The organism is Pseudomonas sp. MWU12-3088 (assembly GCF_023242405.1).
Classification (GTDB): Bacteria; Pseudomonadota; Gammaproteobacteria; order Pseudomonadales; family Pseudomonadaceae; genus Aquipseudomonas; species Aquipseudomonas kribbensis.
In genome coordinates this window covers 58,146-71,112 of sequence record NZ_JALJEA010000003.1, presented here as the reverse complement: position 1 = coordinate 71,112, position 12,967 = coordinate 58,146, and the positions used below count along the sequence as shown (strand labels likewise).

The 12,967-nt window shown below is 62.1% G+C and carries 14 protein-coding genes; 7 read left to right on the top strand and 7 right to left on the bottom strand.

What is annotated here, in order from left to right; all coding sequences use genetic code 11:
• Positions 1-2: 2 nt before the first annotated feature.
• Positions 3-608 (bottom strand): pyridoxamine 5'-phosphate oxidase family protein, encoded by a 606-nt coding sequence (locus M5B98_RS09105; protein ID WP_248742521.1) that lies wholly within the window; start codon positions 606-608, stop codon positions 3-5.
• 17 nt (positions 609-625) lie between these two features.
• A complete protein-coding gene (locus tag M5B98_RS09100; RefSeq protein WP_248742520.1) occupies positions 626-1,111 on the bottom strand; it encodes a GNAT family N-acetyltransferase in 486 nt (161 codons plus the stop codon).
• A gap of 142 nt (positions 1,112-1,253) precedes the next feature.
• On the opposite strand from M5B98_RS09100, the gene M5B98_RS09095 reads away from it, so the two are divergent.
• From M5B98_RS09095 to M5B98_RS09085, 3 genes are read left to right on the top strand one after another with little or no spacing between them, the layout of a single operon-like run.
• Entirely contained in the window at positions 1,254-1,679 is a 426-nt protein-coding gene (locus M5B98_RS09095) for a YybH family protein (protein WP_248742519.1), read from the top strand.
• A 40-nt stretch (positions 1,680-1,719) separates the two neighbouring features.
• The gene (locus M5B98_RS09090) at positions 1,720-2,064 is read left to right on the top strand and encodes a YciI family protein (protein ID WP_007951101.1); all 345 of its coding nucleotides are present in this window, start codon (positions 1,720-1,722) and stop codon (positions 2,062-2,064) included.
• A complete protein-coding gene (locus tag M5B98_RS09085) occupies positions 2,057-3,301 on the top strand; it encodes an RNA polymerase sigma factor (RefSeq protein WP_248742518.1) in 1,245 nt (414 codons plus the stop codon). The genes M5B98_RS09090 and M5B98_RS09085 overlap by 8 nt, the downstream gene beginning before the upstream one ends.
• A gap of 10 nt (positions 3,302-3,311) precedes the next feature.
• Here M5B98_RS09085 and M5B98_RS09080 read toward each other — a convergent pair whose 3' ends face one another.
• Positions 3,312-4,037, bottom strand: a complete 726-nt coding sequence (locus M5B98_RS09080) for an SDR family oxidoreductase (RefSeq protein WP_248742517.1) — start codon at positions 4,035-4,037, stop codon at positions 3,312-3,314.
• Positions 4,038-4,148: 111 nt separating this feature from the next.
• On the opposite strand from M5B98_RS09080, the gene M5B98_RS09075 reads away from it, so the two are divergent.
• Positions 4,149-4,985, top strand: coding sequence for a LysR family transcriptional regulator (locus M5B98_RS09075; protein WP_248742516.1), 837 nt, complete (start codon positions 4,149-4,151; stop codon positions 4,983-4,985).
• A 1-nt stretch (position 4,986) separates the two neighbouring features.
• Here M5B98_RS09075 and M5B98_RS09070 read toward each other — a convergent pair whose 3' ends face one another.
• Complete coding sequence (locus tag M5B98_RS09070; protein WP_248742515.1) at positions 4,987-5,841, bottom strand: LysR family transcriptional regulator; 855 nt, start codon at positions 5,839-5,841, stop codon at positions 4,987-4,989.
• 88 nt (positions 5,842-5,929) lie between these two features.
• Between M5B98_RS09070 and M5B98_RS09065 the strand changes: the two genes are divergently transcribed.
• On the top strand, positions 5,930-6,367 hold the full coding sequence (locus M5B98_RS09065; protein WP_119427909.1) for a multidrug/biocide efflux PACE transporter: 438 nt from the start codon (positions 5,930-5,932) through the stop codon (positions 6,365-6,367).
• A 58-nt stretch (positions 6,368-6,425) separates the two neighbouring features.
• On the opposite strand, the gene M5B98_RS09060 is transcribed toward M5B98_RS09065, so the two are convergent.
• Entirely contained in the window at positions 6,426-7,181 is a 756-nt protein-coding gene (locus M5B98_RS09060; protein WP_085709691.1) for an SDR family NAD(P)-dependent oxidoreductase, read from the bottom strand.
• Positions 7,182-7,301: 120 nt separating this feature from the next.
• Between M5B98_RS09060 and M5B98_RS09055 the strand changes: the two genes are divergently transcribed.
• Positions 7,302-8,198 (top strand): LysR family transcriptional regulator, encoded by an 897-nt coding sequence (locus M5B98_RS09055; protein ID WP_248742514.1) that lies wholly within the window; start codon positions 7,302-7,304, stop codon positions 8,196-8,198.
• Positions 8,199-8,251: 53 nt separating this feature from the next.
• Here M5B98_RS09055 and M5B98_RS09050 read toward each other — a convergent pair whose 3' ends face one another.
• Positions 8,252-9,865 carry an inorganic phosphate transporter gene (locus M5B98_RS09050; protein WP_134827847.1) on the bottom strand — a complete coding sequence of 538 codons (1,614 nt, stop codon included), beginning with the start codon at positions 9,863-9,865 and terminating at the stop codon, positions 8,252-8,254.
• A gap of 108 nt (positions 9,866-9,973) precedes the next feature.
• On the bottom strand, positions 9,974-10,996 hold the full coding sequence (locus M5B98_RS09045; RefSeq protein WP_085709746.1) for a transporter: 1,023 nt from the start codon (positions 10,994-10,996) through the stop codon (positions 9,974-9,976).
• Between the two features lie 276 nt (positions 10,997-11,272).
• On the opposite strand from M5B98_RS09045, the gene M5B98_RS09040 reads away from it, so the two are divergent.
• Complete coding sequence (locus M5B98_RS09040; protein ID WP_085709694.1) at positions 11,273-12,895, top strand: methyl-accepting chemotaxis protein; 1,623 nt, start codon at positions 11,273-11,275, stop codon at positions 12,893-12,895.
• Positions 12,896-12,967: the final 72 nt, after the last annotated feature.

Sequence of the window (12,967 nt, the reverse complement as noted above, 5' to 3'; positions counted from 1 at the left end):
CTTCAGTAGAGCGTTTCACGCACCCGCGCCGGGGCCTCTCGGTCATAGGCCTCGGCATCGAACTGACCTTCGTTCAGACGCTTGTGAAACGCCCCCGCCGTCGGCAGTGCCGAGCGCGGTAGATGAGTTTGCGGATTCCACGCATCCGAACGCACAAACGCTTTCGAGCAATGGAAGAACGCCGCGTCCACCTTAACCAGCAACACCGTGCGCGCCGGTTTGCCGTTGACCGCGAAGCTTTCCAGCAACTCCGGATCAGCGCTGATAGTTGCGGTGCCGTTGACCCGCAACGTCTCGCCAATCCCCGGAATGATGAACAGCAGCGACACTCGCGGATCGTGCAACACGTTGCGCAAGGTATCGATGCGGTTGTTGCCCGGACGGTCCGGCAAAGCCAGGGTGCGTTCGTCAATGATCCGCACAAACCCCGGCGCATCACCGCGCGGTGAGCCGTCAATGCCATCGGCGCCCACCGAACTGACAATCACCAGCGGCGAGACCCGGACCATCGCCTGATAGTCCTCGTTGAGAAAACCGATCTGCTTGCGCACCGCCCGCTCGTGGGGCAATCCGTAAATGGCTTCCAGTGCTTCGATTGAATCGATCATCGTTGCTCCCTCGACGATTAGAAGAACAGGCCCATGCGCCGCTCGTAACCGATGCGACCCTTGTACGCTTCGCCGCTGTCGACGAAGCCATATTTGGCGTACAGCGCAATCGCGGCGTCGTTGTCGGCGTCCACCGACAGTTCCAGCCCTTTGATCTCCGGCCAGGCCTGACGCGCAACGTCCGCCAACGCCAGCAGACAGGCCTTGCCATAACCCTTGCCCTGGGCGCGGTGATCGACCTGCAATGCATGCAGGGTTGCGCTGTGCTCATCGGCCCATTCCGGCAACACCGGCGGGCGCTTGAGCAGCAAGAAGGCCACCGGCACTTCTTCGGCCAGCAGGGCAAAACCTTTCACGCCGGGGCCGGGTTTCGACAGCAGCGTGTGCAGGGCGCCGTGGATGTCGCCGGAGAACTTGATCTGCTCGGCGTGGATTTCAATGGCCTCGACCTGCAGGCGTTGGGCGGCGTTCAGGCTTTCGTAAGGCACGAGTCGGGCTGACACGGGAATTTCCTTTTTCCTACAAAGATGAGTCCCGGATTCTAGCGATTTTGTTCTCTTCGGAATTTTTTTGTTTCCGCTGTCGATCCGGCCAGTCGCCGAACGACAAAGGGTGTCTTCACAACAAAAACCAGGGAGAAAACCCATGAGTACGCAAGCGCAGATTCAAGCCATCATCGACACCTACCGTCAGGCCGTCATGACCAAGGACGTGGAAAAGGTCATGACCCTTTACGCCGACGACATCCTCTCGTTCGATGCGATCAAGGCCCTGCAATTCAAGGGCAAGGAGGCCTACCGCGCCCATTGGATCGCCTGTATGGAAATGTGCCCCGGCCCGCACATTTTCGAATTCCACGAAATCGCCATCGAGACCGGGGAAAACATCGCCTTCGCCCACTGGGTCGCCAACTGCGGCGGGATCAATGACAAGGGCGAAACCCAGAGTTGCTGGATGCGTGCCACTGCCTGCTATCGCCTTGTTGGCGGGACGTGGAAGATTGCCCACGAACACTGGTCGGCACCGTTCGATCCGATGACCGGTTCGACGCTGTTCGATGCGAAACCCTGATCTTCAGCCATAGTTGATCCGTCCGATTCAGGAGAACGCCATGAAGTATTTATGCCTGGTCTACAGCGATGAGCGCCTGCTGCATTCGTCGCCCGACAGCCCGGAAGACGCCGAGTGCTGGGCCTACGCCGAGTCGATCCAGGGCAGCGGCCGGATGGTCGCCGCCGAGGCGCTGGAATCGGTGCAGACCGCCACCACGGTGCGCATGCGCAACGGCAAGTTGTCGATCACCGACGGCCCGTTCGCCGAGACCAAGGAGCAACTGGCCGGTTTCTACCTGATCGACGCGCGGGACCTCAACGAAGCGATCCAGGTCGCCGGCAACATTCCGGCGGCCCGGGTCGGCAGCGTCGAAGTGCGTCCCGTGCGGCAGTTGAATGTCTGAGGTCGCGGCCCGGGTCGCGCAGGTCTACCGCGAAGACTCGCGGCGGATCCTCGCGACCCTGATCCGTCTGCTCGGCGATTTCGACCTCGCCGAAGAAGCCTTGCACGAGGCGTTCTTCGTCGCGGTCGAACGCTGGCAGCAGGATGGCGTGCCGGACAATCCACGGGCGTGGCTGGTGTCCACCGGGCGCTTCAAGGCCATCGACGTATTGCGTCGTCGCGCACGGTTCAAGGCCTCGCAGCCGTTGCTGCTGGCGCAACTGGAAGAGCTGGAACAGTCCGAATGGGACGTTGAAGACGTGGAAGACGATCGCCTGCGCCTGATCTTCACCTGCTGCCACCCGGCGCTGGCGGCGGACGCGCAAGTGCCGCTGACCCTGCGCGAAGTCTGCGACCTCACTACCGAAGAAATCGCCCGCGCATTTCTCTCGGCCCCGGCGGCGATTGCCCAGCGCATCGTGCGCGCCAAGGCGAAGATCCGCGACGCGAAAATCCCTTATCAAGTCCCGAGCCTGAACGAATTGCCCGAACGCCTCGACAGTGTGTTGCGGGTGATTTATCTGGTGTTCAACGAAGGCTACTCGGCGTCCGGCGGCACCCAGGTGACCCGCGAAGATTTGACCCGTGAGGCGATTCGCCTCGGGCGTCTGCTGCTGGAGTTGTTGCCGGATCCGGAAGTCATGGGCTTGCTGGCGTTGATGCTGTTGCACGAGTCGCGGCGTTCGGCTCGTTCATCGGCGGATGGGGAATTGATTCTGCTGGATGATCAGGATCGCAAATTGTGGAATGCCGAGCTGATTGCCGAAGGCTGCAATCTGGTGGAGCGGGCGCTGACCACCGGACGCTTCGGGCCGTATTGCCTGCAAGCGGCGATTGCGGCAGTGCATGCCGAGGCGCCGACGGCGGGGGAGACCGACTGGGAACAGATTGTCGGGCTGTATGACGTGTTGCTGCGGGCAGTGCCGTCGCCGGTGATCGAGTTGAACCGGGCGGTGGCGGTGGCCAAGCGTGACGGGGCGTTGGCCGGGTTGACCTTGATTGAAGGGATTCTGGATCGGGGGGAATTGCAGGATTACCACCTGGCGCATTCGGCGCGGGCGGAGTTTTGTCGGCAGTTGGGGCGGGTTGAGGAGGCGAGGGTGGCTTACCGGCGAGCCCTGGAACTGACCCGGCAGGAGCCGGAACGCAGGTTTATCGAAGGACGATTGCAGGAACTCACTCCGAGCAATCGCCCTTGAAAAAATGGGATCAGGCCTGTTGCCGCGTAGCAGCCATCACAATCTCCCGGATACAAACCCCCTGCGGCTGCCCATACGCATAGGCAATCGCCGTCGCCACATCCTCGGCGCTCAATACCGTGCCACCCATGTCCTGTTTCCACGCCTGATACCCGGTCTTGATCGCCTCATCCGTGGTATGGCTCAACAATTCGGTCTCGACCGCCCCCGGCGCAATCGTGGTCACCCGCACGTTATGCGGCGCCAGTTCTTCACGCAGGTTCTCCGACAACCCGTGCACCGCAAACTTGGTCCCGACATACGCCACATGGTTCGGGAAGGTCTTGCGCCCGGCCACCGAGCTGACGTTGATGATGGTGCCGTGCTTGCGCTCGATCATCCCGGCGACCACCGCGTGCACGCCGTTGAGCAGGCCCTTCACGTTGACGTCGAGCATCTGGTCCCACTGCGCCGGGTCCTGTTTGCTCATCTCGCCCAGCAGCATCACCCCGGCGTTGTTGATCAGCGCATCGGCCGGGCCGAACTGCGCTTCAGCCTCGGCTACAGCGGCCAGCAAGGCGGCGCGGTCGGTGATGTCGACGCGGCGGCTGAGGGTGTTCGGCAGTGCCAGCGCTTCGAGGCGTTCGATGCGGCGCGCCAGCAACAGCAGCGGATGGCCGGCAGCGCTCAAGCGGCGGGCGGTGGCTTCGCCGATGCCCGAGCTGGCGCCGGTGATGATGATCAATGGCTTGCCCATGGTTGGACTCCTGAAATAAGAAAAACAAATAACCAGATTCGGGACGCAGTATATTTAGCCCGCTGGAGGCTGAAAAATGCCTTATTCCTCTGTCTGCCATCGGAATCTCCTATGGATATCCGCCATCTCAAAGCCTTCCTCGCGGTGTTCGAGGAACGTAACATCACCGCCGCCGCGCAACGGCTGTTCATCAGTCAGCCCACGTTGTCGGTGACCATCAAACAGCTGGAAGAAGAACTCGGCGCGACGCTGTTCGTGCGTCAGCCCCGTGGTGTGGAGGTCAGCGACGAAGCGCGGTTGCTGTACCCGCAGGCGCGACGGATGGTGGCCGAGTCCGAGGCGTTGAGCCGGATGTTTCGCGGCCGCGAAAACCGTGCACCGCTGACCCTCGGCATTGAGGGCGACATCGCCGCCAGCCACATCGAAGCCTTCGTGCGCATGGCCCATCAGGCGTTGCCCAATCTGCTGTTGACCCTGGAGGAGGGCTGTCACGGCGAGGGTCGATTGGCGGTCGAGGAAATGTGCTGCGAGGACGAACTGTTCCTGCCGCTGTGGGAAGAGTCTTACGTGATGGCGCTGCCCCTCGATCACCCGATGGCCAACGCGCAGGCCGGCTGGGCGCCCGTCGAAGACTGGATCACCTGTCCGCAACATCCTTCGCATCAGCGGTTGATGGCGCTGTACGGACGTTCGCCGGAAGCGGTGGCGGGGCATGCCGGTTCACTGCAACAGGCGTTGCACATGGTGGCAGCGGGTGTCGGCGTGGCGATGTTGCCGCAGTCGCTGGTAAGCGGGCACGAGCGAATCGTCGTGCGAGCGCTGCACCTGCCGGCGCCCACCCGGCGGGTGGGGTTGTGTTATGCGGCGCAGGCGCTGGAGTTGCCGACGATGCGCGGGTTGCACGAATATTTTCAGGTGAACCGCCCGGCAGCCATCGAAGCCGCCTGAGCTATTCCAGCATCTTGCTCAATAACCAACTCCCCGCCGGCCCCGGCGGGTACAGCCGCGACCACAGGGCATCGACGAATACCGGTTTAGGCCAGCCGCGCACGTTCAGTTCCACCAGCAAACCGTTGCCGAAACGCTCCACCAGCCAGCGTGGCAGCGGTGCCCAGCCGAAGCCTTTTTCGGCCATTTCCAGCAGCATCAGATAACTCGGCGCCGACCACACTCGGCCTTTGCCGCGACTGTCATAGGGATTGACGATGGTGGCCAGACGCAGCTCGCGGTGCTGTTCAAGGACTGTTTGATCGATGGATTCCTGTATCGCCAATGGATGGTTTCGACCAACGAACAAGGCGATTTCAGTGCGCTCGGCGACAGTCGCGGTCGCCAGGTCCGGCGGGTAGTTGTCCTGCATCTCGGCGAATGCCAGATGCGCCCGACCGCGCTGCACCAGTTCGATCAGGTCATCGCACTCGGCGATCAGGCATTCCAGCTCCAGATCCGGATAGCGCTGCTCGAAGCCCACCAATGCGGCTTCGAAACGGTCGGACTGATAGGTGTCGGAAATCGCCACCGTGAGTTTCGGCTCGACGCCCTGGGCCAATTGCCGGGCGGTCATTTCCAGGCGGCTGGTGGCTGACAGAATCGCCTCGGCCCGTTGCAGCATCACGTGGCCGGCCGGGGTCAGGGTCGGTTTGCGGCTGCTGCGGTCGAACAGCACCAGATCCAGATCGATTTCCAGACTGGCGACGGCCGCGCTGACGGTGGACTGACTGCGCCCGAGTTTGCGCGCCGCTGCCGAAAAAGAACCCTGAGTCGCGGCCTGGACAAACGCCAGCAACACTTCCTGAGAAGCCATGAGCTATCGCCTTGATCGATGGTTATTGGTTATGAAGTATCGGTTCGGTGCTGGATCATGGCAACCATCTTCACAGAGGACTTCGGCCATGACTGCCAACAAATCCATCACTGAACGTATCTTCCAGGCCATCGGTTTCGAACTGCTGGCGATCCTGATCTGCACGCCGTTGCTGGCGTGGATCATGGGCAAACCGCTGGTCGAAATGGGCGCCGTCACCATGGCCATCGCGTTGCTGGCCCTGGGCTGGAACGTGGTGTTCAACGGCTTCTTCGACCGCATGCTCAAGCGCTGGAACATCGCCCACAACGCCTGGGTGCGGGTGGCACATGCGCTGCTGTTCGAGGGCGGGTTGATCGTGATGGGCGTGCCGCTGATTGCCTGGTGGCTGTCGGTCAGTCTGTGGCAGGCGTTCCTGCTCGACATCGGCGTGCTGCTGTTCTTCCTGCCGTACACCTACATCTACCACTGGGGTTATGACGTGGTGCGCGAGCGGCTGGTGATGCGCAGCGTCTGCCAGAACTGAAAACAAAAAATCGCAGCCTGCGAGGGCTGCGATTTTTTTTGTCCGGACTTTTTCGGGCTTAAAGAAACATCCCGCCCGACGCTTCAATCCGCTGACCGTTGATCCACTGTGCCCCCGGCGACAGCAACAAAGCCAGTGCGCCGCCGATGTCATCCGGCTGCCCGGCACGGCCCAGTGCGGTGTTGCTGGCGACCATGGCGTTCAGCGCCGAGTTGTCGCGCACCGCGCCGCCACCGAAGTCGGTTTCGATGGCGCCCGGTGCCAGGATATTCACGGCGATCTGCCGCGCACCCAGTTCCTTGGCCTGATAACGGGTCAGCACTTCCATTGCGCCTTTCATCGCCGCGTAGGCTGCGTAACCCGGCAGAGTGAAACGGGCCAGGCCGCTGGAAATGTTGATGATCCGCCCGCCATCGTTGATCAGCGGCAGCAGTTGCTGAGTCAGGAAAAACGGCCCTTTCAACTGCACATTCATCAGCAGGTCGAACTGCTCCGGCGTGGTGTCGGCGAAGGAGGCATGCACACCAATCCCGGCGTTGTTGATCAGGAAATCGAAGCGCGGCTGTCCGAGCTGTTGCAGTGCTTGTTCCACTCGCACGGCGAAATCGGCAAAACCTTCGCTGCGACCGACATCCAGCTGCAGCATCACGGCGTTGGCGCCGAGTGTTTTCAGCTCCTCGACCAGCGATTGCGCTTCATCGGCGCGGCTGTTGTAGGTGCCGATGATATCCACTCCTTGCGCGGCGAGGTGCAGGGCGGCGTTCTTGCCGAGGCCACGGCTGGCACCGGTGATCAATGCGATTTTGCGGTTCATGGGTCTTCCTCGAGAGCAGTGACGGTTGATGCAACAAAGTTTATTTATCCGCCATGGGGTGATAAACAGACTGAAACCGGAATCACTGGTCGGTCATGCCGAACAATCAACAGGTGGCCCATGAACAAACTGGAACTGCTGCGCACCTTCGTCCGGGTCAGTGAATTGTCGAGTTTCACGATGGCGGGGGAGAGTCTGGGGCTGCCGCGTTCGACGGTGTCCGAACAGGTGCAGGCACTGGAAACCTTGCTCGGCACGCGCTTGCTGCAACGCACCACGCGCCGGGTGCAGGCGACTCAGGACGGTCTCGCGCTGTACGAGCGCAGCAAGGATCTGCTGTCGCACATGGACGAAATCGAGAACCTGTTCCGTCAGGACGAAGCGTCGCTGACCGGGCGGATCCGGGTCGATATGCCGAATATTCTGTCGCGGCGGCTGATCATGCCGAAGCTGCCGGAATTCATGGCCCGTCATCCGAACCTGGAACTGGAAATCAGCAGCACCGATCGCCGGGTCGATCTGCTCGCCGAAGGCTTCGATTGCGTGGTGCGCATCGGTGCGCAGCCCGACCAATCGGTGGTCGCACGGCATCTGGGGGATTTCAGCATGATCAACTGCGCCAGCCCTGCGTATCTCGAGCGTTACGGCGTGCCGCAGACTCTTGAAGATCTGGCGCAGCATCGGCTGGTGCACTACGTCGGTGTGCTGGGTTCGCGTTCGGAGGGATTTGTCTACGAGCAGGACGGGCAGGTCCATCGCGTGCCGATGGCCGGCAGCGTGACGGTCAACAGCACCGATGCCTATGAATCGGCGTGCCTGGGGGGATTCGGTCTGATCCAGGTGCCGCGTACCGGCATGAACACCTATCTGGACACCGGAGAGGTGGTGACGGTGCTGCCGCAATACACCGCGCCGGCGATGGGCATTTCACTGTTGTACGCGAGGCAGCGGCATCTGCCGTTGCGGGTGCGGGTGTTCATGGACTGGCTGGGGGATTTGATTCGTTCGACGCTCTGATTCCTGCCGCAAATCCCTGTGAGAGCCAAGACTCTCACAGGGATTCGGGTCGATCAGAAGATCTGGGTGAACAGCCAGTACAGACTGCCCGACAGCAGAATCGCTGCCGGCAAGGTCAGCACCCACGCCATCAGCAGATTGCGGATGGTCTTCATCTGCAGGCCGCCACCGTTGGCGACCATGGTCCCGGCCACGCCCGAAGACAACACATGAGTGGTCGACACCGGCAGGCCGAACATGTCGGCGGCGCCGATGGTCAGCATCGCCACGGTTTCCGCCGAAGCGCCCTGGGCGTAGGTCAGGTGGGTCTTGCCGATCTTCTCGCCGACCGTGACCACGATCCGCTTCCAGCCGACCATGGTGCCCAGCCCCAGTGCGATCGCCACGGCGATCTTCACCCACAGCGGAATGAACCGAGTGGCGTTGTCGATCTGTTGCTTGAACAATTGCAGCTTGCCGGTGGTGTCGGCGTCGAAGGTGCCGACCTTGTTCTTGTCCATCAGGCGAATGGTTTCGCTGGCCAGGTACATGTCGTTACGCACGTTGCCCATGGCCTCGGCCGGGACCTTCGACAGCGAACCGTAGCCTTTCACTTCTTCACCGATATGGCCGGTCAGCGCAGCAAGGGCCGGGATCAGTTGCGGCGTGGCTTCTTTGCTGCGCACGTAATCCGAGAGCACTGGACGCGGATCGGCCGGGGCCGGCAGCGGGGCGCTTTTCACCAGCGCCTGCTGGGTGACTTCGGCCACCGCCGCGAACTGTAACGTCTGATCGGCAGGCATGGTGCGGTTCAGCGCGTAGGCCATCGGCAGGGTGCCGACCAGAATCAGCATGATCAGGCCCATGCCTTTCTGGCCGTCGTTGGAACCGTGGGCGAAGGACACGCCGGTGCAGGTGGCGATCAGCAGACCGCGAATCCACCATGGCGGTGGGGTGTTGCCTTCCGGTGCCTTATACAGCGAACGGTTCTTCACGAACGCACGCAACGCCAGCAGCAACAGCGCCGCGCAACCGAAACCCACCAGCGGCGACAACAGCAGCGCGTAACCGATCTTGGTGGCCTGGGCCCAGTCCACACCGCTGGTGCCGTCACGGCCGTGCATCAGGGCATTCGCCACGCCGACGCCGATGATCGAACCGATCAGCGTGTGCGACGACGAGGCCGGCAGGCCCAGCCACCAGGTGCCGAGGTTCCACAGGATCGCGGCGATCAGCAGGGCGAAGATCATCGCGAAACCGGCGGACGAGCCGACCTGCAGAATCAGCTCAACCGGCAACAGCGCGATGATGCCGAACGCCACCGCGCCGCTCGAAAGCAACACGCCGAGGAAGTTGAAGAAACCCGACCAGACCACGGCCACATTCGGCGGCAGCGAGTGGGTATAGATCACCGTGGCCACGGCGTTGGCGGTGTCGTGGAAACCGTTGACGAACTCGAAGCCCAGCGCAATCAACAGCGCCACGCCGAGCAGCAGGAACGGCGTCCAGGTGGTGACCACCGTGCCGAGTTCGTGCATGTCGTGCATCAGGCTGTAGGCGGTGAACAGCATCCCCATGGCCAGCACGGCGAAGAACACCACGTAAGTGAAGGGGCCGGTTTTTTTGTCGAGCGCCGGCCTGCCGCTGGAAGCGGGGGCCGGGCTGGCGGTCAGGGAGGGAGTAGCCATGGGAGGACAATCCTGAGCGAGGGAAGGAGTGTCGCCCATGATCGTTGCTAAATATTACAGAGAGACTGCGGCAGATCAGTGTTCGGTGGATTAGCCGCGCCGCCGGTCCTAATAATCCCCGCGTTTGCGAAACGCCCAGCGCCCGGCGATCACGGTGAACGTGGCCACCAGCGCCACCAGAATCCAGAACCCTTCAGGATCGGTGGCCAGCGGCACGCCGCCGACGTTCATGCCGAAGAAGCCGGCAATGATGTTGATCGGCAGCGCCAGCACCGTCACCACGGTCAGGGTGAACAGGGTGCGGTTGCTCTGCTCGTTGAGGTTGGCGGCGATCTCTTCCTGCAACAGCTTGATCCGCTCGCCGAGGGCCGTAAGGTCGTTGATGATCAGCGCGAATTCCTCGGTGGATTTGCGCAGCTCCTTGACGTCTTCCTTCTGCAACCACGATGGCGGTCGGTTGAGCAGACGCAACAGCGAGCCCGGCTCCAGCGCCAACAGCCGTTGCAGACGCACCAGCACCCGGCGGTTGGCGCCGAGTTCGGCGCGGTTGGTCGACAGCCGCGATGACAGCAACTCGTCCTCGACCTGATCGACGCTCATGCTGGTCTTGCGCACGATCTGGGTCAGCACTTCGCCCTGGTCGCGCAGCAGGTGCACGAGCAATTCCGACGGCGAGCGAAAGCACTCGCCGGCCTTCACCGATGAACGCAGCTTGTCCACCGAGTGCAGCGGTTGCAGGCGTGCACTGACAATCAGTTTGCTGCGCACGCAGACCCACAGCGTCGACACGTCCGACGACACCATGCTGCTGAGGTTGAACACCACGTCGTTGACCACCGCCAGCAACGCCGAATCGACATGCTCGATGCGGGTCGAGCGCGAACCTTCGTGCAGCGCTTCGAAAAATTCCTGAGGCAATTGCAGATGACTTTTCATCCAGCGCTCGCACGCGGCGTGGGCCAGGTTCAGATGCAGCCAGAGGAATTCGTCGCTGTCGCTGTCGTCCTGCAGGCAGCGCAGGGCGGTCGCCGAATCCACTTCGCGCCCGCGCTCGCCCGGGCGAAAACGGAAGCCGTAAAGCAGGCCAAACAGATCAGGATCGCGATGGCTGATATCCAGGCTGTGGTTCATGAAGTCTCGCTGCAAGGAAGGCGTCTGTTGCGGGATTTGCAGATTCACCTGAGCCGCATCATTGCAATGCCGTGTGACGTTTTGGTGACAGTGAAATGACGTCAAAATCAATGCCTTACCGGCGGTCGGAATTTTCTCAAGAAGTGCTCTGGCACGCCGATCACGCATGAGTTAGGTTGCGCGCCTTCGGCCAAGAGCCAAGGTCCGCCGACACGGATGTCCGGCCACAATTCACGTCTTACCGGACGTGCCTCATCCCTGTCATGAGTACCTGCGATGCTGCAAAAATCCCTGAGAGCGCAAATTCTCGCCCTGCTGAGCGGCAGCCTGTTGGCGATGCTGTTGATCGCGTTGGCCTGCTTTCATTTCCTGTCCAACGGCGTGCAAAGCTACAGCCAGTTGATCGCCGGTCCCTTGCACACCTCGCAACTGATCGACGAAGCCAACCTGCAATTCAAGGTGCAGGTGCAGGAGTGGAAAAACGTCCTGCTGCGCGGCAAGCAACCGGCGGACCTGGCCAAATACTGGGGCCAGTTCGAAGACCGTCAGCGCGATGTGCAGAATATCCTCGGTGAACTGGCCAATCAGAAAGGCCTGGAGCCTTCGCTGAAAACCCGCATCGAACGTCTGCGTGAAGAACATCGCCTGCTCGGCGCCGCGTACCAGAAAGGTCGCGATGCCTACGTAGCCGCCGGTGCCGATCCGACGGCGGGTGACGTGGCGGTCAAAGGCGTCGACCGTGCCGCCAGCGACCAGATGAGCGAACTGGTGGCCGAGCTGCGCAAGCAGGGCACCGAGCAGTCGGCACTGATCAGCGCCAGCGCCGATCGCACCGTGATGCTGGGGATTCTGGTGATGCTCGCGTCCGGTCTGTTGATCGGTCTGCTGAGCTTGTGGCTGGTCAACCGTAATCTGGTCGAACCGATCCGCAAACTCATCGACTACGTCACTCAGTTGAGCAAGGGGCGGCTGGTCGAGCGTGTGGCCAGCGACCGTCAGGACGAGCTGGGCAATCTGGCTGCCGCGGCCAACACCCTGCGCGATTTCCTCGCCGAAACCTTCAACCACCTGCAGCGCAGCGCCAAGGATCTGGACAGCGCCAGCGGCGAGTTGAACGCCATCGCCACCGTGATGGCCGGCGGCACCAACGAGCAGTTCAACCGCACCGATCAGGTGGCCACGGCGATGAACGAAATGTCCGCCACCGCCCAGGAAGTCGCCCGTCACGCGGCCGACGCGGCGCGTGCTGCCGACGATGCCGACCAGTCCGCCCAGCAGGGTGAAAAGGTCATGCAGAGCACCATCCACAGCATCACCCAGATGCGCGGCGAAATCGCCAACACCGCCACGGTCATCCGTCGTCTGGAAGCCGACAGCGGGCGCATCGGCAAGGTGCTGGAAGTGATTCGCGGCATCGCCGAGCAGACCAACCTGTTGGCGCTCAACGCCGCCATCGAAGCGGCTCGTGCCGGTGAAGCGGGGCGTGGTTTTGCGGTGGTGGCCGATGAGGTGCGCAACCTCGCGCAGCGTACGGCGGAGTCGATCATCGAGATCAACCAGATCATCCAGAGCGTGCAGACCGGTGCGGTGGATGCGGCCCACGCCATCGACAGCGGCCAGACCCGCAGCGACGAAAGCGTCGAGCAAGTAACCCAGGCCGGCGCCATGCTCGAGCGCATCACCCATGCGGTGGAAGCGATCCGCGATATGAACCGCCAGATTGCCACTGCTGCCGAAGAGCAGACCTCGGTGGCCGAAGACATCTCGCGCAACCTGACCGAGATCACCTCGATCGCCAGCACCAACCTCGACAACGTGCAGCGTACCGAAAGCGCCAGCCAGAACTTGCACGGCCTGTCCGGGCAACTCAACGACGTCACCGCTCGCCTGAGCGTCTGACCCGCCAGCGACTGTGTACCGACGCGGTTACCGAGTCGGTACACAGTCGATCTCAATTCCTGCAGGCCGCCG

Excerpts from the sequence above, each read along its gene's own strand:
- M5B98_RS09105 (WP_248742521.1), bottom strand. The coding sequence starts at position 608 with ATGATCGATTCAATCGAAGCACTGGAAGCCATTTACGGATTGCCCCAC.
- M5B98_RS09095 (WP_248742519.1), top strand. The coding sequence starts at position 1,254 with ATGAGTACGCAAGCGCAGATTCAAGCCATCATCGACACCTACCGTCAG.
- M5B98_RS09090 (WP_007951101.1), top strand. The coding sequence starts at position 1,720 with ATGAAGTATTTATGCCTGGTCTACAGCGATGAGCGCCTGCTGCATTCG.
- M5B98_RS09085 (WP_248742518.1), top strand. The coding sequence starts at position 2,057 with ATGTCTGAGGTCGCGGCCCGGGTCGCGCAGGTCTACCGCGAAGACTCG.
- M5B98_RS09080 (WP_248742517.1), bottom strand. The coding sequence starts at position 4,037 with ATGGGCAAGCCATTGATCATCATCACCGGCGCCAGCTCGGGCATCGGC.
- M5B98_RS09075 (WP_248742516.1), top strand. The coding sequence starts at position 4,149 with ATGGATATCCGCCATCTCAAAGCCTTCCTCGCGGTGTTCGAGGAACGT.
- M5B98_RS09070 (WP_248742515.1), bottom strand. The coding sequence starts at position 5,841 with ATGGCTTCTCAGGAAGTGTTGCTGGCGTTTGTCCAGGCCGCGACTCAG.
- M5B98_RS09065 (WP_119427909.1), top strand. The coding sequence starts at position 5,930 with ATGACTGCCAACAAATCCATCACTGAACGTATCTTCCAGGCCATCGGT.
- M5B98_RS09060 (WP_085709691.1), bottom strand. The coding sequence starts at position 7,181 with ATGAACCGCAAAATCGCATTGATCACCGGTGCCAGCCGTGGCCTCGGC.
- M5B98_RS09055 (WP_248742514.1), top strand. The coding sequence starts at position 7,302 with ATGAACAAACTGGAACTGCTGCGCACCTTCGTCCGGGTCAGTGAATTG.
- M5B98_RS09050 (WP_134827847.1), bottom strand. The coding sequence starts at position 9,865 with ATGGCTACTCCCTCCCTGACCGCCAGCCCGGCCCCCGCTTCCAGCGGC.
- M5B98_RS09045 (WP_085709746.1), bottom strand. The coding sequence starts at position 10,996 with ATGAACCACAGCCTGGATATCAGCCATCGCGATCCTGATCTGTTTGGC.
- M5B98_RS09040 (WP_085709694.1), top strand. The coding sequence starts at position 11,273 with ATGCTGCAAAAATCCCTGAGAGCGCAAATTCTCGCCCTGCTGAGCGGC.